Origin of the sequence: Sphingobacterium psychroaquaticum (assembly GCF_004421025.1) — a bacterium.
Taxonomy (GTDB): Bacteria; Bacteroidota; Bacteroidia; order Sphingobacteriales; family Sphingobacteriaceae; genus Sphingobacterium; species Sphingobacterium psychroaquaticum.
On record NZ_CP038029.1, the window covers coordinates 2,742,628 to 2,768,389 of the forward strand.

36 protein-coding genes are annotated in these 25,762 nt (G+C 37.9%); 24 read left to right on the forward strand and 12 right to left on the reverse strand.

The genetic code is table 11. The features are described 5' to 3' along the window. Nucleotides 1-16 precede the first annotated feature (16 nt). The 11 genes from E2P86_RS11585 to E2P86_RS11635 all read right to left on the reverse strand — a co-directional run bounded on the left by E2P86_RS11585 (nt 17) and on the right by E2P86_RS11635 (nt 9,529). Nucleotides 17-967 carry a transporter family protein gene (locus tag E2P86_RS11585; protein ID WP_134433167.1) on the reverse strand — a complete coding sequence of 317 codons (951 nt, stop codon included), beginning with the start codon at nt 965-967 and terminating at the stop codon, nt 17-19. 10 nt (nt 968-977) lie between these two features. Further along, complete coding sequence (locus tag E2P86_RS11590) at nt 978-2,045, reverse strand: cytochrome-c peroxidase (RefSeq protein WP_134433169.1); 1,068 nt, start codon at nt 2,043-2,045, stop codon at nt 978-980. 15 nt (nt 2,046-2,060) lie between these two features. Further along, nucleotides 2,061-2,948: an MbnP family protein gene (locus tag E2P86_RS11595; RefSeq protein ID WP_134434044.1), complete on the reverse strand. Its 888-nt coding sequence runs from the start codon at nt 2,946-2,948 to the stop codon at nt 2,061-2,063. A gap of 156 nt (nt 2,949-3,104) precedes the next feature. Next, the gene (locus E2P86_RS11600; RefSeq protein WP_134433171.1) at nt 3,105-4,226 is read right to left on the reverse strand and encodes a cytochrome-c peroxidase; all 1,122 of its coding nucleotides are present in this window, start codon (nt 4,224-4,226) and stop codon (nt 3,105-3,107) included. Continuing rightward, nucleotides 4,226-5,098: an MbnP family protein gene (locus E2P86_RS11605; protein ID WP_134433173.1), complete on the reverse strand. Its 873-nt coding sequence runs from the start codon at nt 5,096-5,098 to the stop codon at nt 4,226-4,228. Before E2P86_RS11605 ends, E2P86_RS11600 begins: the two co-directional genes overlap by 1 nt. A gap of 32 nt (nt 5,099-5,130) precedes the next feature. Then, nucleotides 5,131-5,973: a FixH family protein gene (locus tag E2P86_RS11610; protein ID WP_134433175.1), complete on the reverse strand. Its 843-nt coding sequence runs from the start codon at nt 5,971-5,973 to the stop codon at nt 5,131-5,133. 183 nt (nt 5,974-6,156) lie between these two features. Continuing rightward, a complete protein-coding gene (locus E2P86_RS11615; protein ID WP_134433177.1) occupies nt 6,157-6,537 on the reverse strand; it encodes a hypothetical protein in 381 nt (126 codons plus the stop codon). A 14-nt stretch (nt 6,538-6,551) separates the two neighbouring features. Next, on the reverse strand, nt 6,552-7,106 hold the full coding sequence (locus E2P86_RS11620) for an SCO family protein (protein WP_206367961.1): 555 nt from the start codon (nt 7,104-7,106) through the stop codon (nt 6,552-6,554). 735 nt (nt 7,107-7,841) lie between these two features. After that, nucleotides 7,842-8,465 (reverse strand): ExbD/TolR family protein, encoded by a 624-nt coding sequence (locus E2P86_RS11625; RefSeq protein ID WP_134433181.1) that lies wholly within the window; start codon nt 8,463-8,465, stop codon nt 7,842-7,844. 110 nt (nt 8,466-8,575) lie between these two features. Further along, nucleotides 8,576-9,010, reverse strand: coding sequence for a MarR family winged helix-turn-helix transcriptional regulator (locus E2P86_RS11630; protein ID WP_134433183.1), 435 nt, complete (start codon nt 9,008-9,010; stop codon nt 8,576-8,578). Between the two features lie 186 nt (nt 9,011-9,196). Beyond that, nucleotides 9,197-9,529, reverse strand: a complete 333-nt coding sequence (locus E2P86_RS11635) for a winged helix-turn-helix transcriptional regulator (RefSeq protein WP_134433185.1) — start codon at nt 9,527-9,529, stop codon at nt 9,197-9,199. A 106-nt stretch (nt 9,530-9,635) separates the two neighbouring features. On the opposite strand from E2P86_RS11635, the gene E2P86_RS11640 reads away from it, so the two are divergent. From E2P86_RS11640 to E2P86_RS11735, 20 genes are all read left to right on the forward strand, one after another. Further along, nucleotides 9,636-10,400 carry an MBL fold metallo-hydrolase gene (locus E2P86_RS11640; RefSeq protein WP_134433187.1) on the forward strand — a complete coding sequence of 255 codons (765 nt, stop codon included), beginning with the start codon at nt 9,636-9,638 and terminating at the stop codon, nt 10,398-10,400. Nucleotides 10,401-10,423: 23 nt separating this feature from the next. Next, entirely contained in the window at nt 10,424-11,320 is an 897-nt protein-coding gene (locus E2P86_RS11645) for an SDR family oxidoreductase (protein WP_134433189.1), read from the forward strand. Nucleotides 11,321-11,330: 10 nt separating this feature from the next. Beyond that, on the forward strand, nt 11,331-11,720 hold the full coding sequence (locus E2P86_RS11650; protein ID WP_134433191.1) for a nuclear transport factor 2 family protein: 390 nt from the start codon (nt 11,331-11,333) through the stop codon (nt 11,718-11,720). Nucleotides 11,721-11,759: 39 nt separating this feature from the next. Then, on the forward strand, nt 11,760-12,149 hold the full coding sequence (locus E2P86_RS11655) for a nuclear transport factor 2 family protein (RefSeq protein ID WP_123868560.1): 390 nt from the start codon (nt 11,760-11,762) through the stop codon (nt 12,147-12,149). Nucleotides 12,150-12,285: 136 nt separating this feature from the next. After that, the gene (locus E2P86_RS11660) at nt 12,286-13,134 is read left to right on the forward strand and encodes an AraC family transcriptional regulator (protein WP_134433193.1); all 849 of its coding nucleotides are present in this window, start codon (nt 12,286-12,288) and stop codon (nt 13,132-13,134) included. 155 nt (nt 13,135-13,289) lie between these two features. After that, the gene (locus tag E2P86_RS11665; protein WP_134433195.1) at nt 13,290-13,880 is read left to right on the forward strand and encodes a TetR/AcrR family transcriptional regulator; all 591 of its coding nucleotides are present in this window, start codon (nt 13,290-13,292) and stop codon (nt 13,878-13,880) included. 69 nt (nt 13,881-13,949) lie between these two features. After that, nucleotides 13,950-14,408, forward strand: a complete 459-nt coding sequence (locus E2P86_RS11670; RefSeq protein WP_134433197.1) for a hypothetical protein — start codon at nt 13,950-13,952, stop codon at nt 14,406-14,408. Between the two features lies 1 nt (nt 14,409). Next, on the forward strand, nt 14,410-14,712 hold the full coding sequence (locus E2P86_RS11675) for a DUF3817 domain-containing protein (protein WP_134433199.1): 303 nt from the start codon (nt 14,410-14,412) through the stop codon (nt 14,710-14,712). Further along, a complete protein-coding gene (locus E2P86_RS11680; RefSeq protein ID WP_134433201.1) occupies nt 14,709-15,080 on the forward strand; it encodes a rhodanese-like domain-containing protein in 372 nt (123 codons plus the stop codon). Before E2P86_RS11675 ends, E2P86_RS11680 begins: the two co-directional genes overlap by 4 nt. Continuing rightward, on the forward strand, nt 15,077-15,340 hold the full coding sequence (locus tag E2P86_RS11685) for a hypothetical protein (protein WP_134433203.1): 264 nt from the start codon (nt 15,077-15,079) through the stop codon (nt 15,338-15,340). The genes E2P86_RS11680 and E2P86_RS11685 overlap by 4 nt, the downstream gene beginning before the upstream one ends. Nucleotides 15,341-15,429: 89 nt before the next feature. After that, entirely contained in the window at nt 15,430-15,846 is a 417-nt protein-coding gene (locus E2P86_RS11690) for an OsmC family peroxiredoxin (RefSeq protein WP_134433205.1), read from the forward strand. Nucleotides 15,847-15,916: 70 nt separating this feature from the next. Beyond that, nucleotides 15,917-16,624, forward strand: a complete 708-nt coding sequence (locus E2P86_RS11695) for a DsbA family oxidoreductase (protein ID WP_134433207.1) — start codon at nt 15,917-15,919, stop codon at nt 16,622-16,624. Between the two features lie 45 nt (nt 16,625-16,669). Further along, nucleotides 16,670-17,245, forward strand: coding sequence for a class I SAM-dependent methyltransferase (locus E2P86_RS11700; RefSeq protein ID WP_134433209.1), 576 nt, complete (start codon nt 16,670-16,672; stop codon nt 17,243-17,245). A 60-nt stretch (nt 17,246-17,305) separates the two neighbouring features. Beyond that, nucleotides 17,306-17,584: a hypothetical protein gene (locus E2P86_RS11705; protein WP_240775499.1), complete on the forward strand. Its 279-nt coding sequence runs from the start codon at nt 17,306-17,308 to the stop codon at nt 17,582-17,584. Between the two features lie 25 nt (nt 17,585-17,609). Beyond that, nucleotides 17,610-17,789: a hypothetical protein gene (locus tag E2P86_RS18300; protein ID WP_240775602.1), complete on the forward strand. Its 180-nt coding sequence runs from the start codon at nt 17,610-17,612 to the stop codon at nt 17,787-17,789. Then, entirely contained in the window at nt 17,767-18,060 is a 294-nt protein-coding gene (trxA, locus tag E2P86_RS11715) for a thioredoxin (RefSeq protein WP_134433213.1), read from the forward strand. Before E2P86_RS18300 ends, trxA begins: the two co-directional genes overlap by 23 nt. 250 nt (nt 18,061-18,310) lie before the next feature. After that, the gene (locus E2P86_RS11720; protein ID WP_240775500.1) at nt 18,311-18,934 is read left to right on the forward strand and encodes a TlpA family protein disulfide reductase; all 624 of its coding nucleotides are present in this window, start codon (nt 18,311-18,313) and stop codon (nt 18,932-18,934) included. 105 nt (nt 18,935-19,039) lie between these two features. Further along, nucleotides 19,040-19,483 (forward strand): hypothetical protein, encoded by a 444-nt coding sequence (locus E2P86_RS11725; RefSeq protein WP_134433217.1) that lies wholly within the window; start codon nt 19,040-19,042, stop codon nt 19,481-19,483. 63 nt (nt 19,484-19,546) lie between these two features. Continuing rightward, nucleotides 19,547-20,419: an AraC family transcriptional regulator gene (locus E2P86_RS11730; RefSeq protein ID WP_123868576.1), complete on the forward strand. Its 873-nt coding sequence runs from the start codon at nt 19,547-19,549 to the stop codon at nt 20,417-20,419. A 66-nt stretch (nt 20,420-20,485) separates the two neighbouring features. Further along, entirely contained in the window at nt 20,486-21,037 is a 552-nt protein-coding gene (locus tag E2P86_RS11735) for a cysteine hydrolase family protein (protein WP_134433219.1), read from the forward strand. Nucleotides 21,038-21,170: 133 nt separating this feature from the next. Here E2P86_RS11735 and E2P86_RS11740 read toward each other — a convergent pair whose 3' ends face one another. Then, nucleotides 21,171-21,845, reverse strand: a complete 675-nt coding sequence (locus E2P86_RS11740; RefSeq protein WP_134433221.1) for a hypothetical protein — start codon at nt 21,843-21,845, stop codon at nt 21,171-21,173. Between the two features lie 293 nt (nt 21,846-22,138). On the opposite strand from E2P86_RS11740, the gene E2P86_RS11745 reads away from it, so the two are divergent. From E2P86_RS11745 to E2P86_RS11760, 4 genes are all read left to right on the forward strand, one after another. Continuing rightward, entirely contained in the window at nt 22,139-22,738 is a 600-nt protein-coding gene (locus E2P86_RS11745) for an SCO family protein (protein ID WP_134433223.1), read from the forward strand. 22 nt (nt 22,739-22,760) lie between these two features. Next, nucleotides 22,761-23,138: a hypothetical protein gene (locus tag E2P86_RS11750; protein ID WP_134433225.1), complete on the forward strand. Its 378-nt coding sequence runs from the start codon at nt 22,761-22,763 to the stop codon at nt 23,136-23,138. A gap of 37 nt (nt 23,139-23,175) precedes the next feature. Then, complete coding sequence (locus E2P86_RS11755; RefSeq protein WP_134433227.1) at nt 23,176-24,045, forward strand: helix-turn-helix domain-containing protein; 870 nt, start codon at nt 23,176-23,178, stop codon at nt 24,043-24,045. 234 nt (nt 24,046-24,279) lie between these two features. Beyond that, on the forward strand, nt 24,280-25,761 hold the full coding sequence (locus E2P86_RS11760) for a c-type cytochrome (protein WP_134433229.1): 1,482 nt from the start codon (nt 24,280-24,282) through the stop codon (nt 25,759-25,761). The last annotated feature ends 1 nt before the right edge of the window (nt 25,762 follow it).

The window sequence follows — 25,762 nt, forward strand, 5'->3', positions numbered from 1 at the left end:
TATTTTACTGGTGAAATCAAAAGGAGAATGATACATGGGTCATAAAACGATTTTCAGCCTTTATACGTCCATCTGCGAGCTTTTGGTTGATCGGAGTCTGAAAATTTCCGCCAATAGAGATTGCCCCGACATTGATCTCAACACCTGCAATTCCCATCGTGGAATGTCCACCAGACTGGGTAACGTCAAAGCGGTTATAAAGCACATCTTTTGGCTGTGTTTCATATAGCACACCTGCATTAGGAGAAATACGTACTTTGTTCTTTATATTGAACTTATAGTATCCCAGTGCATTAATCGTTAATTTGTTGGCATAACGATAATCATGCTTGTTTTCTGTATTGATCTTATACGTTGCATTAACGTTGAGCCCGGCATCCATCAAACGAATGTCGTAAGCTGCATTGATCATAAAGTCTGTACTCGCCGTTCCTAATTGGAAGTTATTCGGAGCACCCATCTCTGCACTGGACTGTTCGCTGGTATCATATTTACCGGTAGGCGCCTTGATTCCTGCCCCCACCCATAACGACTGCATCAGAAGTTTGTTCGTTCCTGTCGTACGGACATCATCCAGAAGTTTGTAATGCCCCATAACAACAATATCACCAAGCCCGTTCTTCTTTCCGGTTTCCAAGCTGTTGTTACCAATGGTCCGCTCATTAAAACTATACGGAATTATCGCCATTACCCTCCAACGTTCTCCGAAATTCCATGCGCCCCAAAGCTCCATCGTACGATAGGTTTCATTCGTTGAATTCGGTGTACGGATACCGTTAGGGCCGAGGTGGGTCTGTAGTCTATTCTGTTGGTATCGTAAACCGACAAAACGTTTGTTGAAGTTCGGTAAGATGCCCAAGTAGTAGCTTCCGACTCCACAGCCGCAGACATCACAGGCTACTGACATGGGTATGTTTGCAAAAAGTGCGACAACGGAAAAAATCGATAGTATTATTCTCTTTCTCATATTCTAATAGCTAATTGACTATAAAATCAGACCCGAATGGTTCTGAAAGTAATTTGTTCGACAAAAAGGCAGGGTCTTCCAGTGTTTTCAGAAAGGCCATTAAATCTGTTTTTTCATCCTCGGTCATGGCAATGCCCAATGTGCCGTTAGATTGACGGAACAGTGGATCCAATGTCGGTGAATCTACCATATCATGGCGATAATGGTCGAGCATACGACTAACGGTCAGATAGCGTCCGTCGTGTGTATAAGGTGCGGTAAAGGAAAGGTTCCTTAAAGAGGGTACCTTGAATTTGTATTCGTCCTTTACGTTACCCGTTACGATAGCTCTTCCTTTGTCATTACTTCTATTGGGACGTATACCATTGTTACGATAACTAAGATCCGTGAACAAGGGTTCTTTGTGGCAGTTCGTACAGTTATTCTGGAAAAACAGATAACCCCGTTTTTCCGATTCTGAAAAAGAAGCACCTTTTTCCTTACGCGTCACTTTGTCGTATTTGGAATCACTACTGGTAGCCATGAGCATAAATTGCGACAAGGCCCTAAAAAACAACACATCTGTAATCTCCTCCGTACCGAAAGCTTTCTTGAACAGCGTAGGATATTCCGGACGTGCCCTTAATTTGAGCAGGATGTTGGGTACCGTCTCGTCCATCTCCACCTCACTATGGATAGCATTTACCCCTGACAAGTCGAGATCAAATACACCGCCATCCCAAAAGAACTCATTGTGCCAGGCCAAGTTCATAATCGGCATGGGATTACGTGTCCCGAGCCGGTCATCAATCCCGTGACTCACGTCATGACCGTGGTGTGTAAATCCAGCACCCTGTATATGACAGCTCCCACAGGCGATTGTATTGTTTCGCGAAAGCCTTGGTTCATAAAACAACTTTTTCCCTAACTCAAAACCATCCTTTGTCACCGGATTTCTGGAAAGGTCATAGGCAGGCTTCGGAAAATTGGAAGGCTGTACAAATCCAAAGAATATCTCTTCGTCCTCCAAAATGTCATTTCCTTTTTTGCAGGCCCATATCAGGGCAAGAATCGTGGTAATAACTATTATTTTCTTCATCTCTTCCTTGTTTTATTAATTCGAGGAAAGCTCCTCTTCACTTCGCACATAGTTCTCGGTATGGTCATGCGTAAACAGGGATTCAAAATTACCCGCGATATTCCCACTATCCTCTTTATTGAACATAACGTTAGGTTTATCCGCTATACTCAACTTATACGGGCCATTAAAGATCTGCATCAGGTCAACCATCAAATGGACATTGCTCCTTAAATCTGTTCTCACGTGCGCCAGATGGTCCCCACTGGTTTTGGTCAGGTCAACGGTAATGACTTTGATATTGTTCATTGCTTCCGGATCGTCAAAAGGATAACCGAAACCTCCGATATGATATTTGAATTGTTTATTACCAGTAGGGTCACCTTGCTGATCATCTGTTACCACGTCACTGTTCCCTTCCAGTTTGAAGAAGATATAACCCTGGCTCCATGTCCAGAACATACCCGCATGGCCTTCTCCCGGATTGAAGGAAAGCACCCCTGTTCTTCGTTCCATAGGCATCATGTTTCTTTCCTGATCGACGCCGATCATAAACTCAACTTTCGTATAATCTCCTTCCGGCACTTTAACCTTTGTAAAGCGGGTCGTTCGATCTGATCCATCTACCATAAAATAACTATCGTCCTGCGGAACGGTATAACTACTTCCATCGGCTTTGTAAAGCTTGATATTGCTGATGTAGTACATCAGGATACGTATACTGAATTGCTCGCCCTTTGCATTTCGGTACAGATAGTTAGGGTCGATATATAATCGGTCTTCCCCAACGATATGGTCAAACTCAATAGAGAAATCGCCCATTTTAGTTTCGTCAATAATATCGTCATCCTTTTTACAGGCCGATAGGAGAAAGCAAAACGCTATAAGTGCGGTCGCCATATTCTTCCAGTTTCTTTTTATCATTTTATATTTCATATGTATATAATTATTCGTCTTTGGTATGTGTTTTATTGGCACTCATGAATGCTTCGCATTTTGTCTTTTAACGGCCATATGGAATATCCACACTATATTCATTCGTGTTTGTGCAGCTTGTGCTACATGGATATTTCATATCAATTATTTAAAAGGACTTGAAAATTCCCTGTTTTTTAAAAATGTCTCATCGGTCAACGCATTCAGAAAAGACTTAATGTCCTCGACTTCTTTGTCTGTCATGGGTATGCCGACCCGGTCATTGTTCTGGTATAATACCGAAGCGGTAACAGGGGTATCTTTAATATCGAAACGGTAATGATTTAGTACCTCATCTATCGTCTTGAATCTGCCGTCATGCATATAAGGTGGACTTACCATCACATTGCGCAGCGTGGGTGTTTTGAAAGCACCCAAATCCAGTGGATTGTAGGTAATACGGTATCTGCCCCAATAAATTCCCTCATGCGATCCGTCCGAGAAATCATCGTCTATCCCATTATTGTGGAAATCATTATCCGTAAATAATTCCCCTGCGTGGCAAGAGCCACACTTTTGGCGAACCAGATTCAGTCCGCGAAGCTGGTCGGCGGATAGCGCGTCCGGCTGCTCTTCTCGACGGTAAAAGTCGTATGGAGCATCTGCCGAGATCAACATCCGCTGGAATTGCGATAGCGCCATAGCCGTTCGATGCTCGCTTGGCAGTTCCCCAAATGCTTTCTGAAATAACTCCACATAAGTAGCATCCGCACGCAAGCGTTCCACCAGCACAGGCAGGTACATGCCCATCTCGTCAGCATGTGTCAGCGGGCCAAATGCCTGTGATTCCAGATTGGTCGACCCACCGTCCCAAAAGAAACCCTTGTCAGTCCATGCGAGATTGATCAATGTGGGGGAGTGCCGCTCCAAAGGCTTACCTGATACACCGGCTGTGGTGAGTGCCACTCCATCGGAAAAGCCTTTGCTTTGGTGGTGACAACTTGCACAGGAAACCTGCTTGTTGGCGGACAGAATCGGGTCGTAGAAAAGTCGCCGGCCCAATTCAACTCCCGTCTCGGTCAGCGGATTTGAGGGCAGACCCGTTTTGGGATCGATAGCGGACTCGACCGCTTTGGGAAAAAATGCAGGCTGACGAAAAGCAAAAGGAATCTCCTCCTCGCCGGTAATGGGTAGGTCATCATCCTTTGAACAGGATAATACGCCGAACAACCCGACCAAAAGGACGAAGACTCCAATGAAATATTTATTTCTTAGCTTTATAGACATTAATTTGCTTCCACAGAAACCGAACCTGCTTCTTTGAATGTTAGCGATTTACTTAAGAAAGCATTGCGAAAAGCTTTCATCAGTTCTTTTTTGCTTTGGCTGATGCTGTTGTTGGTCCAAGGCTGATCGGTAGCTGATAGCAATTCTTTGACATCCACGTCCAAAGTGATTTTTGCCGAGTTTTGAGCATCAATTTTTAGCGGTGTAGCCAGTTCTATAGTTTTTTCAGCGCCATCAAACAGTTCGTTGGAACCTGTTTCCCACGACAGTGCCTTCGAAGTTGGTGTCCCGGCTGCCCAATGCATGGTACCGGCCAAGGTCAAGAATTTGTAACTCGTGAACCACATCCAGCCATCACTGACACCCATTCCGTTCAGCGAACCTAGTTCACCTGCGGTCAGGGTGATATTATCATTGTATTTTTGATCTACACCAATAGAAAATTTAATGGCCTTATATTCACCAAAAGGAATGTCTTTGACCGTTACGTCTTCGCGCTTGGTTGCTGGATACCTCTCTCCATTGACCAAATGCGGTACAGCTATCTCATTGGTTTCCTCCACCAGATAATAGGAATCAGGTAGGGCATGTTCATTATTATCTTTATCAATCAGTTTGACATTGCTTACCCAGTAACGGAGACGATTAAATTCAAATTCCAGATCATAAGTTCCACTGGAATTAACCAGTTTGTAGGGGTATTTCTTATTCAGTTCAAAATCAAACTCGCCATACTGGGCATCAAACGTCAGCGACAAATCTCCAGCCTGATCGGCATAAACAATTTTTTCGACTTCTTTTATTTCAGTCTTTTCACAAGATGTGAACACCAACGCAGCGATGGCTGCAAAAAATAGATTTTGCTTCTTCATTTCTCTAATTATTATACTAATTGGTTTGTATTTTATCTGACCTCAACAGGAAATACCAACTCCTCCTGTGATACTTTTTCTCCACCTTTTAATAGATTCACTTTAATCTTCCAATGACCTTTCATCGTAAAATTGACCATTCCGCTATAACGTCCATTACCTTTACTTGTAGCGGCTTCATTATTCGGAGATCCATGGCCCATATCCGGCATAAAAGGTTCTATCTCGACCGTGTAGCCGTCCAATACCGGGAAGAGGTTATGATCCATTTTGTGAAGCGTGAAGTCAATAGGTTGGCTAGCGGTCTTTACCTCCGCGGGTAATAATAGACTAACGAACACCTGGCTATCATCTTTGGTGCCTACGGGGATCGTGCGCGCAGGCTTCGCCTCTGATACAGGTAAGAGAAAAGACAAGCTATCTTTTTTGTTAAGGACGGCATGCAACATCCATCCTTCACCCATATCATCCATGTTGGCCATGATAAAGACAACTTCGGCCTTAAATAATCCGTTTCCCAAATCGATTAAAGGGTAATAGGGCCCTCCATGAGACATCATGCCCATGTCCATGATTACATCATAATCAAGATGTGCATTTGTAACTGGACTTCCTTCGAGGTCTGTGACCTGAATATAGATTGTTTCGTTTTTACTTGTCAGACTGTCCTGTGCAAATACACTCACCTTATTGTCGGTTAACGTAGTATCTGCAATTTTGGTTAATGTGCTTATATCAAACGTATTACCAGCTGTGTCAGCAGGATTCTTTTGTTGGGTCTGTGTATTGTTTCCGCACCCGGTTAAACTGTATACCAAAGCCATAGACGCAATGCCCAAAAGCATGGATACTTTTCCAAAGTAAACTGATTTCATCTGTTTATTTCCTTTTTAATGGAAGATGAGAGCTCGATGTAAATAATCATTGCCCTGTGATCAATATTATTTACATCTCGGTTTCATTCTCGATTTTATTCAATGCCAAAATAGCTGTGTTGACAGCCATAAGGATAAATATACCTTTGGCCAACACAGCACTACTAAATTTATAGGGGTAAATTAGACTTGGAATCGAGGGGGACGGAAGTTATTCTTAAAATGGATAAAGCTGTAGTAGGCGCTGTAATACGTAATATATTTATGTTCTGCACGAATCAATATTTGCTCCGGGATAGTCAACTGATCTTGAATCAGGCAAATGAAGTTTTCGTATTTTACATTTTGGGGGAGGCTTTTATCAGAAGATTTCTCATCGAGTGCCTTGAGCTTTTTCATGAGCACACATTGACCATTACAATGCATCTCAGGCCGGGCTCTATTTTCACAAAGGTTTGCTGCAATAAATGATCGGTTACTTTCAAACCACACAAACACCCCCATGCTTCCCAGACATTGGAAAGCAAGTACAATAAGGAGTAAGAAAGATACGATCTTTTTCAATTTGGTTTAAACGTTTACAGTTGTTTCAATAATTTTCGGATATCTTCTATTGCCTTTCTTGCTTCCTCTTCATTCGTGCCGTCGTAAACACCCCTTACATGCCCATTGGTATCTACCAGTGTAAATGCGCCGCTATGGTCAAATCCTCCTGGGACATCGGGGTTTTCCTCTGCATAAGAAAAATAACCTTCTTTACCTGCAATCGTATAAACAGCATCCTGAGGTCCGTTTAAGAATCTCCAATTTAATGGAGCTCCAAGTTTTTTGGCATAATCGCCTAGCACAGCTGGCGTATCATGTTTGTCATCAATGGTATGGGATAAGATAACGAACCGCTTTTCATTCTCAAATTCCTTTGCGATTATCAGCATATTTTTGGCAAGCAATGGGCATATCGTGGGACAACGTGTAAAGAAAAAATCTGCGAGATATATCTTGTCCGCTACATCCTCATTAGAAATCCAGACACTATCTTGGTCCACAAAACGGAATTCAGGTATAGTGTGGTATATCGTGTCGTTAACTGTTTTTCCATCTTTTTCCACCAATACAGTTTCCTTCTCACCCATAATAGGAAGATTGTCTTTGTCTTGGTTAATGCAAGAATGAAAGACAGAAATACTAAAAAGCAAAAGAGATGCTTTAAGAAATTTGAAAGACTGCATATATTTTTTCCTTATATCAGATTATACCAATAATTGCACACAAAGTTACCACTCTATATATTCACGAGCATAAACATAAGCGTGCCATTGATTTAGGTTTTCGTACATAAGTTGCGTTAACGAATCTATTAGGAAGATACAGTTGTATTCATAATCGTTTTAAAGAGAATTTATATTTTATAGTGAGAAAGATTGAAATCGACATAAGCACTGGAGCAAAAATTAGCAGAGCCAATTTTATACCCTTCAGATACATACTCACCGGAAAAATATTAGTTAAAAACAATACTTCGATAAGAATAACTACTAATACCAGTATAGTGTTCTTTAATTTTAAGTTTTTTAAAAACAGATTTCTTTTAATTTTTTCAGAACTGACTAGATCATAGCATATTTCTATTCTATCAAATATTAAGTACTCCTTTCGAATAAACCTATATGTTTCCCAAATTATGATGATTGTTCCTATAGATAGGCCATGCTTTAATCCATTTGAAAAATCTGAATAGTTTTGGATAAAATACACATATACTAAAAATAAAAAAACAACAAAAGAGCATGTTCCTAACAGGAAGAATGACAAAAATCGATAAAATTGCACCACTTTCTCTGACATAAATTTAATAATTGAAAGATGTATCAACTCTCGCTCTTTAAACTCGTAACAAAACTAAATTTATTGGCTTTTTGGTTTCGAAGTGTTTCTATAACTTTATCTACTGAGGGGAATTTTGTGTTACCATCTGCCTTGATCAATATTTTTAACTGTTCTTCATGCAATTTGTAGTTTACTTTGCGAACAGTCGAAATCCAGTGAAAAAGTTCATTAGAGATATTTACAGTTGTATCCACTGCAATGCCGAAATGATTCGCCTTATCCATTTGTTGATCTGGAGATAATGCAAGGAATTGTTTGAGTTGGCGCATCGGCACACCTAGGCTTTCCATCGCCATAAACTTCTCTTTCTCTTCAGAATTCAGTGTGAGGTTATATTTTTCAGCCATTATATCTAAGGCCTGTTCTTTCACATCTCTTTCTGCAAATGATAGAAGGCATTTACCATCTTCCGCTATTGTTATCATAGCATAGTTAATATCAGGCATTTTTTCTGTCGTAACAGAATTTGGTAAATCCACGGGAATAGGTTCTGGCGCTTTAAATACCGCCGTCATCACAAAAAAATTCAGGAGTAGAAACGTCACATCGGACATTGCTGTCATGTCTACACTTGGTGCAGTTCTTTTAATTTTAATTCTTGGCATAGTCTTGTATATTAACAAGACAAAAGTCAACAATGTTGACTAATAATAGTCAACATTGTTGACTTATATTTATTATTATGACTGAGATGTGACAATAATAAATTGCGCGGCTATTTTTTTCTTAATGCAGAAAGTACGTTTAAGCTTTCTATTATTGCCTCCTCATCTATTTTTTTTGAATTTTCTAATAAATATTTACTAAACCGCAGATGCGATTCGTAGATAATTTTCCGCCCGTATTCCGTCAAAGAAATTTTCGAATAGCGTTTATCTGAAGACATTGGTTGAATTGTTATAATGTCTTTCTCGACCATCTTTGAAATAATACGACTCATAGCCTGTTTAGAAATTTGCGCTTGTTGGGCTAGAAGTTTGTTTGTGGTGCCTTCTTCATTAATATGTATCAAAATTTGCATATAAGATAGTTGAAACTTTCCAGGCCATAAATCTTTCAAATTGATTTCAGCCCATTCTTCAATATCCTTTTTTAAAGCATATATTGTTCTAATATATTCGATAGGTTGTAAAATTTTAAACAAATCCATTTTCTTAGTTTTAAGGGTGCAACAAACATAATAACATAAACAAGAACTGCCAAATGTTGTAAATCTTTCACATTTCTTACTCTACTCTACTCTATTTCTCATTTAGCGATACACAGGGTATCCAAATATAGGCAGTCCGGAATTGAAGTCGTTCTATATTACAAATCAGTGTGTGAGAGGGCTTCGTCAAACCAAGTTCTCCAATCCAAATTCAGCCAGCTTATCTACGATTGGTAAAGTTTTTAATCCCAATTCCGTCAACTGATATTCCACTTTAGGAGGAATTTGGGGATAGACTTTTTTGCTGACTAATTTATTCTCAACCAGCATATTCAATTCTTGTATCAGCATTTTTTCACTGATGCCTACAACCGATCTTTTCAGTTCGCCATATCGCACCGTATTCTCGTTGATTTGAAACAATATCATTAACGTCCATTTACCACTTAACAAAGTTAAAGATGCTCTTACCGGACATCTTTCGTCGCAAGCCGGATTTATTTTTAAGTTTTTTTTCATTGATATTCAATAATTCTAACCATTTGGTAGGTACCTAACTAGATTGTAAGTACTTGTGCAAAGGTAAGTATTAGTTTAATTTTGTACAAGTTTAAAAATAGAATAAATGAGAATTCAACAAATACGAAATGCCACGCTAATTGTCGAATATGCAGGAAAGAAAATCTTAATTGACCCAATGTTATCTAGTAAAGGAACATTGCCTGCTTTTATTCCGGCTAAAAATTGGACTTTCAAAAAGAACCCTTTAAACGATTTACCTTTTCCTAAAGAAGAAATCATCAAAGATGTAGACTTTGTGTTTGTGAGTCACCTGCATCCAGACCATTGGGATAAAGAAGCTGTTCGTATTTTGCCCAAAGGAATTAAAATATTTGTCCAGGATCATACCGATAAATTGAAAATAGAAAAATCAGGTTTTTCTAATGTAGAAGTTCTTGGTGAACATTCTTTATTTGGAGAGATAAGGCTGAGCAGAACAAAAGCCCAACACGGGAAGGGCTATATTTTGAAAATTGCAGGATGTGTTTGCGGCTTAGTACTAAAACACCCAACAGAAAAAACCCTGTACATAGCAGCCGATACCGTTTGGTACGAAGGCGTCCAGGAAGCCCTTGATAAACACCAACCAGAAATAATTGTATTAAATGGTGGCGACAACCAATTTGCTTTTGGTGGACAGGTCATTATGAATAAAAATGACATTAACGAAGTCCATAAGGCGATTCCGAATGCCACAATTGTTGTAAGTCACATGGAAGGTGTGAACCACAATACGCTTACACGAAAAGAATTAAAAGAATTTCTTTCTGAAAAAAGAATAACCGATAAAGTGAACGTTCCTGAAGATGGACAATCATACACATTTTAATAATTAATCATAAAAATAGAAAAATGAAAATTTTAGTATTTGGAGCTACAGGCTCACAACAATTCAACGTGATAGGCGAAGCAAAGAAAAAAGGTGCAGAAGTAATTGCTGCGACAAGCTCAGAAAATAGTTTTGAAAAGTTGGCACAGGCGGGAGCAACGCCGGTTTTGGCAAACTTAGCTGATGCTGATAAAATTAACGAAATTACCAACGGTGTGGATGCAATTGCCTTTATGATACCTGTATCGCTTCCCAATCCTTCTGATGGTTTTCAATATTCCAAAAATGTAATTGACGCAACAAAAGCAAATGGCGTAAAAAAAATTGTTTGGAATACAAGTGGCTGGTTAGAAACTCAAAAAATAGGTTCTCCGGTAGATGATGTGAAATTGGATGTTCTGGATTATTTAAAAAATAGCGGTGTGGATTATGTAATCATCGAACCAACTATTTATATGGAAAATATGATGGGACCATTTTGTGCCCCTTTCATCACAAATGAGAAAAAATTAGCTTATCCTACGCCAGAGGCAATGCCCATCGGTTGGATAGCTTCCAGAGATGTGAGTGCTTTTGTGGTTGAAGCTATTTATAATGAAAATTTAAAAGCAGATAGTTTTAAGATCAGCGGGTTAGAAAATTTAAAAGGCAATGATTTGGCTACAGCGTTTTCTAAAGGTACAGGCGAAGAAATCGTTTATTATCCGCAGAAGCCGAAAGAATTTGGCGATATATTAAAACCAATGGTGGGTGAAGCAGGAGCAAACAGCGTTGCAGCTTATTACGAAGTGCTTCAAAACGCATCGGAATATCCTTCAAAATTCAATCCTCACATGAACGAAATACTGGAAAAGCTTCCTGTAAAAATGACTTCTGTAGCGGAATGGGCCAAAGAGAATAGAAATTATTTTATTAAATAATTTACAATATATGGGAGCGAAAGACGTTGTAGCAGCATATTTTGAAGCATTGTCAAAAGGTGAAATGGAAAAAGCATTTTCATCATTTACTCCGGACACCAAGTGGTGCCAGCCGGGAGACAATCAGTTTGCCGGATTGAAGAATAATCTCAGTGAAATTATCCAAATGTTTCAAGGTATAATGAGCCATACATCTGGAAATATGCAGGTTAGACCTAACGGACCGATGTTGGAAAGTGGAAATCTGATAGCAGTTCCGGTATGGTTTACCGCTAAAACAGAAACTAAAATTATGGATCTGGGCGGTCTTGATCTTTTCGAAGTAAAAGATGGAAAAATCATTCAGGTTTGGACATTCTCAGATGACCAGTCAGTAGATGATGAATTTTTCGGAAAATAAAAAAAGTATTAATAATTAGAAATTTTAAAACCAAATATTATGACAGCAATAGAAGTAGTAACGGCTTATTCAGTAGCCCTTTCGCAAGGAGACATTCCTACCGCCTTTTCACATTTTAGTCCAGACGCCAAATGGCACCAACCGGGAAACCATCAGTTTGCTGGAACCAAAACAGGTCTGGATGCTATTGGCAAAATGCTTGGCGATATGATGGCAGCCACACAAGGTTCATTGGTGATAGAACCTACAAGCGCCTTAATGGCTAACGGGAATTTAGTTTCATTTCCAACACGTTTTAGCGGTAAAATTGGAGAAAGAACAGTGGATATGAATGGTGTGGATCTGTTTGAAGTGGTGGATGAAAAAATTGTACAGGTTTGGTTGTTTTCTGAAGACCAATCTGCTGAAGACGAGTTTTGGGGAAAGTAAATCCTTTTAAAATTTGAAAATGGACGGTTGGTTTTAAAGCTTTACCGTCCTTTTTTTATCTATGAACGGAACGAGCCATTAGAGGCAAATAAAGTATTTTTGTATATCTCAATCGAAATAATATTAGTATCTATTTATGGAAATTTTAAAATCATTTGGAAGCAAGAAAATCGGTTATTTAGATTTTGACACCACTAGTCCGGCGGATGGTTTTTCGCTGCCATGCCGAAAATCGAACGACTGCTACATCGTTCTTTACGCACAAGCGGGAAGTTCCGTAATTACTGATTTTGTTGAGTATAAAAAAGAACAGGATACTTTATTTTTCTTTAGTGTGGGACAACATTTCCAAATTGAGGATAATAGTAAAGGGGCACTGATTTATTTCAATCCCGAGTTTTATTGCATTGCCTTCCACGACAAAGAGCTGACTTGTGACGGAATTCTGTTCAACAATGTTTTTGAAACACCGTACATTACATTAACTGATAACGAAAATAGATCGTTCAGCAGGATTGCTGACGAGATAAAGGAGGAATTGAATAAAGATGATTACTGGACAGAAGAAATGACAAGAACAAAATTGAAGGAGTTGATCATCACAGCAAGTAGAGCGTGGCTTGCTAGGTCGCCTGAACAAAAAGGATTGGGAACAATAGAGGATGCGGTAACGCGAAAATTCAGCCATTTGGTTGAAGAAAATTACTATCGATATCATGGTGTTTCACAATATGCGGAACTACTTTATATCAGTCCCAAAACTTTATACAGAAAAATTGTAGATGAAAAAGGAATATCGCCTAATACCATTATCAAAAACAGGATTATACTTCAGGCAAAGAAATTGCTTGTCAATACCGACCTCACTATAAAGGAAATTGCTGCCCAGCTCGGATATGAAGACCAATCTTATTTTGTGCGTTTTTTTAGAATACAAACTGGAAAATCTCCAATTGAATTTAGAAAAACAGCAAACGAAAATTAGAGAGAGGAAAATAGAACTCTGAGATAAACATAGACTACCAAGAGCCGGGTAGTGAGCTCTTAAAAAACTCCAAAAAAATTCGATAGTTGTTTTCAAAGCTTGCCAAACTAATAAAATTGTGCGTACTTCGTATTTCATACTAATTAGTATCTTTTATGACAAAAGCATCCACAACACGGCATACAATTCTTCAAAAAGCCTTTGAATTGATTTATACCAAAGGCTATCAAACGACAAGTATTGATGAAATTATTGCAACTACACAAGTTACAAAAGGTGCATTTTACTATCATTTCAAGACCAAAGATGAAATGGGTTTGGCAATAATTAATGAAATTTTGAAACCGACAATGAAAAATGATTTCATTAAACCATTGCAAAATGCTAAAAATCCAATCAAGGAAATTTACGATATGACGAAAGCATTACTTCTTGAAAATCCGTTTCTAAAGCTAGAGTATGGTTGTCCGGCAGGAAATTTAACACAGGAAATGACTCCCTGGAATATTGAATTTGGAAAAGCTCTGGCTGAACTTACTTTAGAATGGCAACAAACAATAGAAAATAGTATAAAAATCGCCAAAGAAAATGGAACGGTAAGAGATAGTGTAAATCCGCAGCAGGTAGCCTATTTTATTATGTCGGGATATTGGGGAATCAGAAATTTTGGTAAGGTTTATAATAATACTGACTGTTACCATTCGTACCTAAAAGAGCTAAAAATTTATCTAAATAGCTTAGGATAAAATATTTTACATAAAAACATACTACTTAGTATGTTTTTAATATCTTTGCATCGTTAAATAAAATTTACGATGTTTCAAACACTTACCTTTTACCATTCCATCATGCGTTGGCTTGTTTTAGCAAGTATAGTTTACGCAATTTATCGGGCATACAGAGGTTATTCTTCGAACGCCCAATTTTCCAAAACAGATAATGCCGTCCGGCATTGGACAGCTACAATAGCACACATTCAGCTTCTAATTGGGATTATATTGTACACCCAAAGTCCGATAATCAAATACTTTTGGCAAAACTTCAATGAAGCCATCCAAAATTTAGACCTTGTTTTTTTTGGCTTACTTCACCTGATTTTAATGCTAACCGCAATCATTTTAATTACCATTGGTTCTGCATTATCAAAAAGAAAAACAACTGACAACGATAAATTCAAAACAATGTTTGTTTGGTTTTCGGTTTCCCTCATCATCATTTTCATCGCCATTCCGTGGCCATTTTCACCCTTAGCAAACAGACCTTATTTTAGATAGTATGATACATTTATTCAAAACAAAAATCGGAAGATTACGCATTATTGGTTTTCTTGAAGGAGTTTCCTTACTGGTGCTCATTTTTATTGCGTCACCGATGAAACATTATTTTGACAATCCAGCTTTTGCAAAGATTCTTGGACCAATTCACGGAGCTATATTTTTACTATTCCTCTTCAATACTTTAGGTGTAGCTGTAGAGCAGAATTGGAAATTTAAAACCACGACCTGGAAAATTATTTTGGCTTGTTTTATTCCATTCGGAACGTTTTACATTGACCATAAAATTTTAAGCAAACTATGAAAACGATATACATTATTTTGGGTGCAATTCTTTTAATCTATATTTCTTACCGCACCTATCGCTTTGCGAAACTTGACAACGGACTTTCCGAAAAGATAGAAAATGGAGCAATAATTTTAGATGTTCGAACCGAATACGAGTATAAAACAGGTCATATTGATGGTTCGATAAATATCCCACTAGGAACAATTCGGGAAAGATACATTGAACTTGACACCAATAAAACCTACATCACTACTTGTTCTCATGGTTTGAGAAGTGTCAAAGTTGAAACGATTTTAAAGGAAAAGGGATATAAAAATGTTTTTAATGGCGGGGCTTGGTCTGATCTTGAAAAAATTGTAATCGAACAAAAAAACAAAAAATGATTTCGGTATTTAAAACAAATGTGACAAACAGGAAAGAAATGGAAACACTTAAACCACTTCTTGACGCACATCTCGAAATTGCAAAATGGAATTTTGACCTTGAAGACTGCGACAATATTTTGCGCATAGATAGTATAAACGAAATCACTGAATGTACTGTTAAAATTTTGATAGACAATGGTTTCGAATGCGAGGAGCTTGAAGGTTCACCGATAAGAATAACAGCCAATAACAACAAGCCAAGATTAAATGTTGGGTAAAATGTCCTATACAATGAGTTCTATATCCATTGTGTGAAATTTTAAGAGCCGGTAACTTTGTACTATAAAATTTTAGTAAAATTAAGTTTATGGAAACAAAGATTAAAGCCGTCTGGCAAGGAAGTTTTAAAGAAGGAAAAGGACAGTTTGATGTAACTGATTCTGCAATAAATAATACAACTTTCAAACCTTCATTTGCTAAAGACAATGAAAGTTTTACAAATCCGGAACAATTACTGGCTTCCGCTCACGCTGCCTGTTATACAATGACGTTGAGTTACATTCTGTCAGAAAACGGATTTTCTGCTGATAATGAAATTGAAACAACCGTTTCATTAGCGCTGAACAACAATGTAATTACAAAATCAATTTTGACCGTACAAGCTAAGATCGCTGATATAACAGAGGAACAGTTCCAAAATTTTGCCTTGAAAGCCAAAGAAATGTGTCCTGTGGGTAATGCCCTTAATGTTGAAATTAGTTTAGAAGCTACTTTGGTATCATAAAAACAGTTATAACCAAAACTTTAACTTGTTATGGAGCTAACCCATTTGAAATAAACAAAAAATCTCTTAAATGAAAATAGAAATCTGGAGTGATGTAATTTGTCCGTTTTGTTACATCGGAAAAAGAAATTTTGAAGCGGCTTTAGAACAATTTGCAGATAAGAAGAACATTGAAGTAATCTGGAAAAGTTTTCAATTGGATCCTGCAATTCCCGAAGTTGCTACGGAAAGCTATACCGATTATTTGGTGAAACGAAAAGGAATGGCTGTAGAGCAAGTCCAGGGAATGTTGTCCAATGTAACACAAATGGCAACGCAGGTAGGACTAGATTATCATTTAGATCAATCAATAATTGTCAATTCGCTAAAAGCCCATCAATTGATACAGTTTGCAAAGTTAAAAAATCTGGGCAGCGAAGCTGAAGAACGTTTGTTCAAAGCATTTTTTATTGAAGGAAAAAATATTGCTGATACAGAGACCTTAGTTCAATTGGGTAAAGATTTCGGTTTGGACGAAAGCGAAATCAAAGCCAATTTAGAGGATGAAAAATACAAGTATGAAATAGCTCAGGATATCCAGGAAGCCCAAAATATAGGAGTCACAGGCGTTCCATTTTTTGTTTTCGATAGAAAATACGCAGTTTCTGGAGCTCAACCAGCAGAAGCTTTTTTAGAAACTTTGAACAAGTCTTTTGTGGAATGGAGAAAGTCTAATCCTGAAGCTATATTAGAAATTACAGAAGGAAATAGTTGTACGGTTGATGGTAAGTGTGATTAACTTTATAAGTCACAAATACTCTTCTTTCTAAAAAATCAACAAAAAATGTTAGATATGTACCGAATGTTTGTTGTTCCAGAAGGCAAGTCGGGCGAAAAGGGAGCCAAGATGATGGTAGATTTAGGTGATGCGATGGCTCGTGAAGCGATCCCATTTCTTGGTCTTGGGCAAAAAGATCGTGTTATTGAAATAGGATTTGGACCCGGAATAGGTTTAGAAACTTTGGTAAAAACGGTATCGCAAGGTACTATTGTAGGAATTGATCCTTCCGAACTAATGCATCGTCTTGCCAGTGAACGTAACAAAGATTCTATAGTTTCAGGAAAAATCACTCTTATAAAGGGAACCGTAGAAAATCTACCTTTTGATGATGATTATTTTAATGGTGCAATCGCGATGGATAATATGCATTTTTGGAATGAACCGTTGAATGGATTAACCGAGCTCAAACGTGTACTGCTGCCGGGATCAAAGTTGGTCTGTTCCTTCACGCCACATTCTGGAGGAAGCAAACATGGCTGGGAAAAACTGTTCGAAAGAGCCGGATATGTGGACTTTACACTTTTGGAATCCGCATTAGGAATTCGCATAGTAGCGAAAATACCGGAGATATCTGTTTAAAAACCAGAACAGCAGTAAAAAAGCATTTTAGCGCATAACCCTGACCATCAAAGCTGTTACATGTCAGAACTTAAATTAAAGCAGCTAATCAAAACGCTTAAGAAGATGAATAGATATTTAAGAAATTGGAATTTAATGCGGGTGCTGCGGTTAGCATTGGGCATTTTTATTATTGTGCAGGGAATCATGGAACAGCAGTGGCTGCTGGTGGGTATGGGAAGTCTGTTTTCATTGATGCCATTAATGAATATAGGTTGCTGTGGTGTATCAGGTTGTAATACGCCAGTTCGGAAAAGCAATAAAAAATTAGAAGATATATTGTATGAAGAAGTTCGGTAAGAAATATTTGTTCACTATAATAGGAATGGCTATTGGTGGAGTCACAGGCTATTTCTATTGGAAATTTGTCGGATGCAATACAGGCAGTTGTGCCATTACTTCCAACCCAATAAACAGCACTCTCTACGGTTCGATCATCGGAGGGCTGCTATTATCAACATTTAAAAAAGACAAAAAGCAATATGACGTTTCAAGAAATAATTAACAGTGATAAACCGGTATTGGTAGATTTCTTTGCCGAATGGTGTAGTCCTTGCAAAATGATGTCACCCATTCTGGAAGAATTAAAACAGCGTATAGGCGATGAGGCAAGCATCATTAAAATTGATGTGGACAAGAACCCGCAGGCGGCAGCAGCGTATCAGGTTCGCGGCGTACCTACACTTATTATATTTAAAGAAGGAGAAATCCGCTGGAGGCAATCGGGTGTTTTTCCTGTAAATGAACTAGAAAGATTGATTAACGAAAACAAATGAGAATATACGTGTTAGAAGTTTTAATAGAACATCAGCAATAACATTATTAACTGCCATTGCAGGTACTTGGGTTTATGGTTTGCTCATGGGGAAGTTGTCACATAAAAGGATTTACTAATAAACTCCGTATATTCCATTTAAAGTAACCTTGGAATGTTATATCTAAAGATTTTAATAAAAAAGTCTGAAGAGGAAAATTGGCTGATACCAAGGATCAATAGTAAGTAAAAAACAAAGAACAGGAATAGTATTGAAAAATAAAGAGACTTCTAAAGAGAAACCAGTTGTAAACAGAATTTGGCAATATCCAAAGAAAAATATATTTACTCTATTAATTGTAATTTTTGTCGGGTCAATGCTTTTTAGCCCAGATGCAAAGTCATTTGTGCTTCGGCAATTAATGGCTACCGGAATTTTTAATGCAAGTATCGACAAAAAGGAGGACGATGCTACAAGCCAAATTAATGCACATTTTGAGTTTATGGACGAAAAAGGAAACATTCAGAACACTTCAACGTTAAGAGGAAAGGTTGTGTTTATTAATTTCTGGGCATCTTGGTGTCCACCTTGCAGGGCTGAATTTCCTTCGATTCAGAAGTTTCACGAAAAATATGAGGGAAATGACGATCTCGTCTTTCTCACGATAAATTTAGATGATGAACCACAAGCCGGAAAACTTTACCTTGAGAAAGAAAAATTTACTATTCCATTTTTAATTCCAAACGGAAATATTCCCAATGAATATTTCAGCGGTTCACTCCCAACAACTGTTGTTTTGGACAAAACCGGAAAAATAAGAATGCATCACGCAGGAATGGCAGATTATAGCAAGGATTCTTTCTATGAGGAAATCAATCAACTTCTAAAAGATTAAGAATAGGCTCTACGCATCCGTTCGTTTTTCCAAGAGCGCTCAAAATCAATCTTATGAGTTCTCGTTTTGAGCGTTTATTTTTTAATTAAACTAAAATTTTTTATAATGAAAGCAAATTTTTTATCAACAATAATTTTACTATCAGTCCTAATTTTCACTTCGAATTACAGTAATGCGCAAACCCAAACTTTTGGAAATAAAGTAGAATACAAAGGCGCTAAAAAGAAATTGGCAGTAATGATTTCAGACGTTAAGCGTTTTAATACCACTGTAGAAACCGTAGAATCACTAAAGCTAAAAGAAAACGGATTGACTTTTGAAATTGTGATAGTTGGTATGTTGGCAAAAGAAATCGTAGAAAATAAAGAACTTTTAGAATTGATTGACAGAGCAGAAAAGTCAGGCGCACATTTGGTAATTTGCGAGTATGCCTTAGATATTCTGAAAGTTGACAAATCAAAACTCGACAAACGAATTACCATCACTCCAAATGCGTTGATATATATGTTCGAACTGAATGATAAAGGGTATAATACGCTGGTTTATTAATAGAAAATAGTAAAATAAAATTGTGTGATTTCGGTTTTATATTTAATAATAAAAAGAGAATAGTTGGAAACAATAAAATTTAACAAGACAGAATGCGGGGTAGATTTTCTGCTCAATGTACTTCCTTCTGATGAAATTGGAGAGACATACCTTAATCATAAATTGTTTAATACAGATTATTTTGAAATCATTTTTTTCAAGAAAGGTAGTGGTCAACTTACGCTCAACTATCAAAAAATAAATGTTGAGGATAACAGTATTATTTTTATTTCCCCTTTTCAAAAACGCCAATGGAAACTTGATGCGGAAGATTTTGATTTTACGGTTTTGGCTTTTAAAGAGGATTTTCTGAATGAATTTTTCTCCGACAAACTGTTTACTTACCGATTGTCTTATTTCTATCAGTTAGAATTTCCTTTAAATATGCAGGTTGAGAAAGAAAACATCGATATGTATTGTGTTTTGTTATCAGAAATTAAAGCAGAATTACGTAAAACCAGAATAGACAGTGTGCATATCATCCGTTCCCTAATCTATTACCTTTTACAAAAATTGAACAGAGTGTATGCGGAAAAGCATCAATTATCATTAAAAAATCAAGATACCAATTATGCCTTCCAGTTTAAAAAACTGATTGAAACAAATATCGAAAACAAACAACGGATCAGCGATTATACAGACTTAATGGGCATCAGTCGTATTACGCTCAACAAATGTGTAAAAGACCAATTTAATGTAACTGCAACTCATTTGCTAAAGCAAAGATTGCTGGTGGAAATCAAAGATTACCTCATCCATTCTGAAATGACCGTTTCACAAATTGCCTATAAACTCAACATTTCTGAGCCCAATCATTTGATGCGTTTTTTTAAAAGTCAAACAGGAATGACGACCACCGAATTTCTAGCCGATTATCAAAATGGTAGCATTGCTTAATAAATTGGTAGACTAGCTCATCGTGATGTGTGCTAATTTTGCTAAACAATAAATAATATTAAAGTTATGAGCAAACAAGCATTGATTATCATCGACATTCAGAATGATTATTTTGAAAATGGCGCACTTGAATTAGTAAACCCAATAGAAGCAAGTTTAAACGCGGGTAAGGTATTGGAACATTTTAGAAAAAATAATTTACCCATTGCACATATTCAGCACATATCGGCTAATCCAGCGGAATCACCAGTTTTTGTAGAAGGAACATCTGGTGCAGAAATCCACGAAAATGTAAAACCACTTGCTGAGGAGAAAGTTTTTCAAAAGTTTTACCCAAACAGTTTCAGAGAAACAGGACTTGGGGAATATTTAAAAGAAAATGAAGTAACCGAAGTGATTATTACAGGAATGATGACCCATATGTGCGTGGACGCAACCACCCGCGCTGCATTTGACTTCGGCTATAAGTGTACGGTTCTAGGCGATACTTGTGCGTCACGTGACTTGGAAATTAACGGTAAAACGGTAAAAGCCGATGATGTGCACCACGCGTTTTTAGCAGCATTAGCGTTTTTCTATGCGGAGATTAAAAATACAGAAGAGTTTCTATCTGCATAATTTCACAAGGAAAAAGCAAAGGACAGGTTAACGTTTTTTAGTCTGTCCTTTTTTATTCCAATACTAAGAAGGTTACGGTTTTCTCCCTTTTTTATCTCCGTATTAGCAATTGTATTTGTCTGGGTTATTGCCCTTAGAAAAGCAAAAAGCTAACGAAGCCACCAAAGCTGTTTTTATTGTGTTTCTCTGGACCATAATAATCGATGTTAGAACCCAATCCAAAAGAAAACTCGTTATAACTTAATCCGGCACGAGCCATCAAATAACTTCTGGTCTGCATGTCGATGATGGTATTGTATTCATATAAAGCCTGAAGTCGTGAATAGACACGCCATTTGTCATTAATCTTTGGCTTATATTCAACTAAAACCAGGCCTTCAACATTGGTGTCTTTAGAAAAATCTATTCTCGAATTAGCCACAAACAACCAGGTCGGGTTGGCTACCGTATAAATTATGCCAGTTATAGGTCGCATACCTTTAACAGGCGTTACATGAAAACCTCCCGCAAGTTTTAAGCCTTTCACAACTTCATAAGTCAGGCTGGCTTGTGTCATGTAGTCGTCGATTTGACCATTATCCCATTCACCCACCAAGGAAGTTACGCTGAAAATTCCCAATTTAGGAATACTCTTAAATTTTTTATCAATGATCATTTGAAAAGCCAGTCCTCTGTTGCTGCCCAATAACTCTGTATTAATTGGAGGGTTTATTACTGGAATATCTGTGTTTTCTTGCGAAAAGGCATTTACGCTTAGGGCTAAAAGCGGTACTATAAAAACATAACTAATTTTTGTTAATAACTTCATTGTTCAGAAATTTACTTGTTTTGGAATTTTTTAAGAAGTTCACCTCAACTAAAGCAACTTACGTCGATCTGAAATTCAATTTATAATTATGTTCCTACCTCAGATTGGGCAGTACCAAAATTTCATACAAAGTTACCACTCTATATATTTCCTGATAGCTACATAAGCGTGCTATTGGTTTAGGTTTTCGTGCATAAAGTAACTTAAATAGAATATCGTGGGAGTCGATACAATAGATTTAAGGTGAGAAAACGTATATTTGGATATGAAATTCTAATATTTGTCAGCACTTTATGAATAAAGTCTTGTTGTTATTAATGGCGATTAGTTTTGCCTCTTGTCAGGAGAACAAATTACCTTATCTGGGCACAGCTTCAACGCAGGGGGATACTACCATTTATCCGACGATTGACTCGTTTACGATGCTCAATCAAGATAGTATGGAAGTATCCTCAAATAGTTTGAGGAACAAGATACATGTGGCATCGTTTATTTTCCTTTCCTGTCCGACAATTTGTCCCGAGATGAGCGCTCAGATGAAGGAGGTGCAGGAGAAAACCCAGAGCATGGACGAGGTGCTTCTGCTTTCGTATAGCATTGATCCGAAACGGGATACCATACCTGCCCTAAAGGCGTACGCTAAAAAAATAGGAGCAAAAGGTAATAAATGGCATTTTCTGTATGGGAATCAGGAAGAGGTAATGCGCTTGGCGGACAAATCTTATTATGCGATTGCATATCCTGATAGTCTGGCTCCCGGAGGTTTTACGCATAGTGGAGGCCTGCTTTTAGTCGACAAGGATCTTCATATCCGGGGAGTATATGATGGCACATCAAACGAAGAAACAAAAAGGCTGTTGAAAGACATCGCTATACTAAAAAAAGAAAAGTAAATTTTATTAAATTCGCTCAGTTTTGAAAAAATTCATGTACATATCGTTGCTTTTGGCTGTTATCATGCAGTCCACCAGCAGTATATGGATTTATCTGGGTTTTGAGCTCAACCGCGATTACATCGCACGCCAGCTATGTATCAATCGATTTGAAACCATTCCTGTATGTAAAGGATCCTGTTATCTGGAAGAAAAGATTAAAGAGGAAAAAAGTAACGCCGATGTACAGATAACAGTTAAGTTGCTCGAGGTTGTTATGGTTTTACCTGTTCTCGATGATAGCCACAAAAAGCCTATTGAACATCCCATTGAAGATATTGTTTTTACTCCGATTCCTATCGGGCCGTTGTGCAACGGATTTTGTTTTAGCATCTTCAAACCACCGATATTCCTTGTTTAATTAATCACAAGATTATTTAAATTAAGGAAATATTTATATGGTTGTCAGAACAGAAGAAATAAACGTTTTGACACTGGAAGATATGGGAAGCCCTAATATAGGCTTTATTGTCACTCCGCTTCACACCTTTAATCAACGATATGGTTTTCTGTCCTTACCCAATCAAAGAATGTTCTATACGATCATCTATTTTGAGGAAGAAGGGGGAAGATTTGCCATCGATCAGACGATCGTACAGGTTGAAAAAGGAGAAGCACTGAGCATTGCACCATCCAGTGTCTGCACATTTGAAATACATAAAGAAGCGAAAGGTTGGATTTTGCTTTTTACGGATGCCTTTTTTACAAAACGTTACAACGATAACGTATTGCATGACTTCTCTTTCTTAAAGAATAATGCAGTATATAAGCAATTGGAAAACAACATCGACATTTCCAAGTTGCGTATGATGATGGATTCGATGTATGATGAGCTCAAGCTGTCGGATAAGGACTCTAAAACGATTCTAAGGTCTTATTTGAATATTGTACTCGGTATGCTGGAACGTTGCAGCGGTATACGGCTTGCTACGCCTTATAATAAGGAAAGAGAAAATAGGGTTCGGGCATTCGAACAATTGCTCGAACAATATTACAAAAGTGAGCGCTTTCCTTCATTCTATGCAGAGAAGCTAAACATATCGACCAATTACCTGAACCGGATCTGTCGGGAGCGACGCAATAAAAGTGTAGGTGAATTGATACGGGAAAGAATTCTAATGGAAGCAGAGCGATTGCTATATCACACGTTCAAGACCGTGTCCGAAATTTCATTTGAACTGGGATTTGACAGTTCTTCGTACTTCATCACCTTTTTTAAAAAGAAACATGGAATCAGTCCAGAGGAATTCCGCAAAATGCAAAGATAAACTCAAAGTTTTAGTCGACATAGGCAGTTCTATTGAGTTAGGGCTGCCTTTCTTTTTCCATACTTACTAGAAAAAAGTACTTTTTTTGGCGATTATTAAGCTGTTACAAATAACTAAACTATTATACCATAAACAGCAATCGTCTGTTCCAAAAACGTAAATCATCCGCATCTCTATTTCATCCTTACCTCCGTAGAAAGTCAGAGCTTTGTCAACAACAAAAGAGAGAGATTTATGGATTTTCCTATGTTTCATTTGGATTGGTTGAATGACCGCTTTTTAATAGCCGTCATTGCCATCATCCACGTTATGATTAACCACGGTCTGGCCGTAGGTTTTATCCCTTACATTACCTGGTTGGAATACAAAGGTGTTAAGAATGCGCCGGCAGACCAGATAACTGATACCAAATGGGACGAGCTTATTTATAATAAGATGAAGGTAGCGTTCATCATCACGACTACAATCGGTGCCATGACCGGTGTCGGCATCTGGTTTTCTGTTGCTCTGGTCAGTCCAAGCTCGATCGGGAGTTTGATACGTGTGTTCTATTGGGCCTGGTTTACAGAATGGATCGTTTTCGTAACCGAAGTTGTACTTATCATGATCTATTACCTTACGTGGAAAAATTCCAATAAATCGTTGAACGCAAAACTAAAACACATACGATTTGGCGCTTTTTTAAGTCTTGCTTCTTGGATTACGATGGTGATTATCGTATCTATTTTAGGATTTATGATGGATCCCGGAAACTGGAATACGGACAAAAGTTTGCTTAATGGGTTTACAAATCCTATTTATATTCCTCAACTGGCATTTCGCACACCTGTAGCCATGTTGGTTGGTGGAATATTTGGGATGCTGTTGACGACTATATTTTCAAAAAAAGGATCCGCAATACGTATTCTAGCTATCAAATATGCCGGTAAATGGGTTATGTTCTGGACACCATTTGCCATCGCGGGAGCAATTTATTATTGGAATGTGATGCCCGATGCGATGAAGGCTAATATGAGTACAGCGGTAGGTTCTATGGATTTCGAAGAATATTATGATTTGCTGAAATACTTTATCGTAGGAGCCGCATCGCTGTCAATCATACTTGCGCTATGGGCCACTTTCAGACCCAAGAAAGTAAATTTTGCACTTGTAGTTGTACCGTGTCTATTCGTTTTCGGATTTCTCGGCATATTTGAGCGAGTGCGCGAATTCGTACGTAAACCCTATGTCATCGGAAATTACATGTACTCCAATCTCCTCCGTGAAGAAGATTATCCCTTGTATAAAAAAGATGGTGTGTTAAAGCATGCAACTTATGCTACCGTCAGTGAAATTACTCCTGAAAATAAAGTTCTCGCCGGCCGGGATGTGTTTATGCTAACGTGTAGCCGCTGCCATACAAGCAATGGTATCAACTCGATTGTCGAAGTATTTGAAAACATGTATGGCAAGGATAAACCGTTGAATGAACAAGCTATGGCGAGCTACATTCCGAATATGCATCAAGGAAGGGCATTCATGCCTCCATTTCCGGGGAATAAAAAAGAGCTCGAGGCATTAGTAGCATACATCAAACAACTGCAAAGCTCGGGTGAGTCGCTGCAGGGTGCGCAGTCCGAAGGTGTTGTAGTTAACCCCATAAATGCGGTCGATGAGGTAGCAAAGCGCATAGAGGCTGATTTGGCGCAAAAAGAACAAGAAGACGATAACAACTAAG

What these genes read in the sequence shown, in the direction of transcription:
- E2P86_RS11705 (WP_240775499.1), top strand. Translation starts at nt 17,306, where the DNA reads ATGTCAGAACTTAAATTAAAGCAGCTAATCAAAACGCTTAAGAAGATG.
- E2P86_RS11745 (WP_134433223.1), top strand. Translation starts at nt 22,139, where the DNA reads ATGAATAAAGTCTTGTTGTTATTAATGGCGATTAGTTTTGCCTCTTGT.
- E2P86_RS11640 (WP_134433187.1), top strand. Translation starts at nt 9,636, where the DNA reads ATGAGAATTCAACAAATACGAAATGCCACGCTAATTGTCGAATATGCA.
- E2P86_RS11610 (WP_134433175.1), bottom strand. Translation starts at nt 5,973, where the DNA reads ATGAAATCAGTTTACTTTGGAAAAGTATCCATGCTTTTGGGCATTGCG.
- E2P86_RS11655 (WP_123868560.1), top strand. Translation starts at nt 11,760, where the DNA reads ATGACAGCAATAGAAGTAGTAACGGCTTATTCAGTAGCCCTTTCGCAA.
- E2P86_RS11625 (WP_134433181.1), bottom strand. Translation starts at nt 8,465, where the DNA reads ATGCCAAGAATTAAAATTAAAAGAACTGCACCAAGTGTAGACATGACA.
- E2P86_RS11620 (WP_206367961.1), bottom strand. Translation starts at nt 7,106, where the DNA reads ATGGGTGAGAAGGAAACTGTATTGGTGGAAAAAGATGGAAAAACAGTT.
- E2P86_RS11735 (WP_134433219.1), top strand. Translation starts at nt 20,486, where the DNA reads ATGAGCAAACAAGCATTGATTATCATCGACATTCAGAATGATTATTTT.
- E2P86_RS11635 (WP_134433185.1), bottom strand. Translation starts at nt 9,529, where the DNA reads ATGAAAAAAAACTTAAAAATAAATCCGGCTTGCGACGAAAGATGTCCG.
- E2P86_RS11685 (WP_134433203.1), top strand. Translation starts at nt 15,077, where the DNA reads ATGATTTCGGTATTTAAAACAAATGTGACAAACAGGAAAGAAATGGAA.
- E2P86_RS11680 (WP_134433201.1), top strand. Translation starts at nt 14,709, where the DNA reads ATGAAAACGATATACATTATTTTGGGTGCAATTCTTTTAATCTATATT.
- E2P86_RS11660 (WP_134433193.1), top strand. Translation starts at nt 12,286, where the DNA reads ATGGAAATTTTAAAATCATTTGGAAGCAAGAAAATCGGTTATTTAGAT.
- E2P86_RS11650 (WP_134433191.1), top strand. Translation starts at nt 11,331, where the DNA reads ATGGGAGCGAAAGACGTTGTAGCAGCATATTTTGAAGCATTGTCAAAA.
- E2P86_RS11695 (WP_134433207.1), top strand. Translation starts at nt 15,917, where the DNA reads ATGAAAATAGAAATCTGGAGTGATGTAATTTGTCCGTTTTGTTACATC.
- E2P86_RS11690 (WP_134433205.1), top strand. Translation starts at nt 15,430, where the DNA reads ATGGAAACAAAGATTAAAGCCGTCTGGCAAGGAAGTTTTAAAGAAGGA.
- E2P86_RS11700 (WP_134433209.1), top strand. Translation starts at nt 16,670, where the DNA reads ATGTTAGATATGTACCGAATGTTTGTTGTTCCAGAAGGCAAGTCGGGC.
- E2P86_RS11675 (WP_134433199.1), top strand. Translation starts at nt 14,410, where the DNA reads ATGATACATTTATTCAAAACAAAAATCGGAAGATTACGCATTATTGGT.
- E2P86_RS11725 (WP_134433217.1), top strand. Translation starts at nt 19,040, where the DNA reads ATGAAAGCAAATTTTTTATCAACAATAATTTTACTATCAGTCCTAATT.
- E2P86_RS11740 (WP_134433221.1), bottom strand. Translation starts at nt 21,845, where the DNA reads ATGAAGTTATTAACAAAAATTAGTTATGTTTTTATAGTACCGCTTTTA.
- E2P86_RS11605 (WP_134433173.1), bottom strand. Translation starts at nt 5,098, where the DNA reads ATGAAGAAGCAAAATCTATTTTTTGCAGCCATCGCTGCGTTGGTGTTC.
- E2P86_RS11665 (WP_134433195.1), top strand. Translation starts at nt 13,290, where the DNA reads ATGACAAAAGCATCCACAACACGGCATACAATTCTTCAAAAAGCCTTT.
- E2P86_RS11755 (WP_134433227.1), top strand. Translation starts at nt 23,176, where the DNA reads ATGGTTGTCAGAACAGAAGAAATAAACGTTTTGACACTGGAAGATATG.
- E2P86_RS11760 (WP_134433229.1), top strand. Translation starts at nt 24,280, where the DNA reads ATGGATTTTCCTATGTTTCATTTGGATTGGTTGAATGACCGCTTTTTA.
- E2P86_RS11630 (WP_134433183.1), bottom strand. Translation starts at nt 9,010, where the DNA reads ATGGATTTGTTTAAAATTTTACAACCTATCGAATATATTAGAACAATA.
- E2P86_RS11600 (WP_134433171.1), bottom strand. Translation starts at nt 4,226, where the DNA reads ATGTCTATAAAGCTAAGAAATAAATATTTCATTGGAGTCTTCGTCCTT.
- E2P86_RS18300 (WP_240775602.1), top strand. Translation starts at nt 17,610, where the DNA reads ATGGCTATTGGTGGAGTCACAGGCTATTTCTATTGGAAATTTGTCGGA.
- E2P86_RS11595 (WP_134434044.1), bottom strand. Translation starts at nt 2,948, where the DNA reads ATGATAAAAAGAAACTGGAAGAATATGGCGACCGCACTTATAGCGTTT.
- E2P86_RS11645 (WP_134433189.1), top strand. Translation starts at nt 10,424, where the DNA reads ATGAAAATTTTAGTATTTGGAGCTACAGGCTCACAACAATTCAACGTG.
- trxA (WP_134433213.1), top strand. Translation starts at nt 17,767, where the DNA reads ATGACGTTTCAAGAAATAATTAACAGTGATAAACCGGTATTGGTAGAT.
- E2P86_RS11670 (WP_134433197.1), top strand. Translation starts at nt 13,950, where the DNA reads ATGTTTCAAACACTTACCTTTTACCATTCCATCATGCGTTGGCTTGTT.
- E2P86_RS11585 (WP_134433167.1), bottom strand. Translation starts at nt 967, where the DNA reads ATGAGAAAGAGAATAATACTATCGATTTTTTCCGTTGTCGCACTTTTT.
- E2P86_RS11590 (WP_134433169.1), bottom strand. Translation starts at nt 2,045, where the DNA reads ATGAAGAAAATAATAGTTATTACCACGATTCTTGCCCTGATATGGGCC.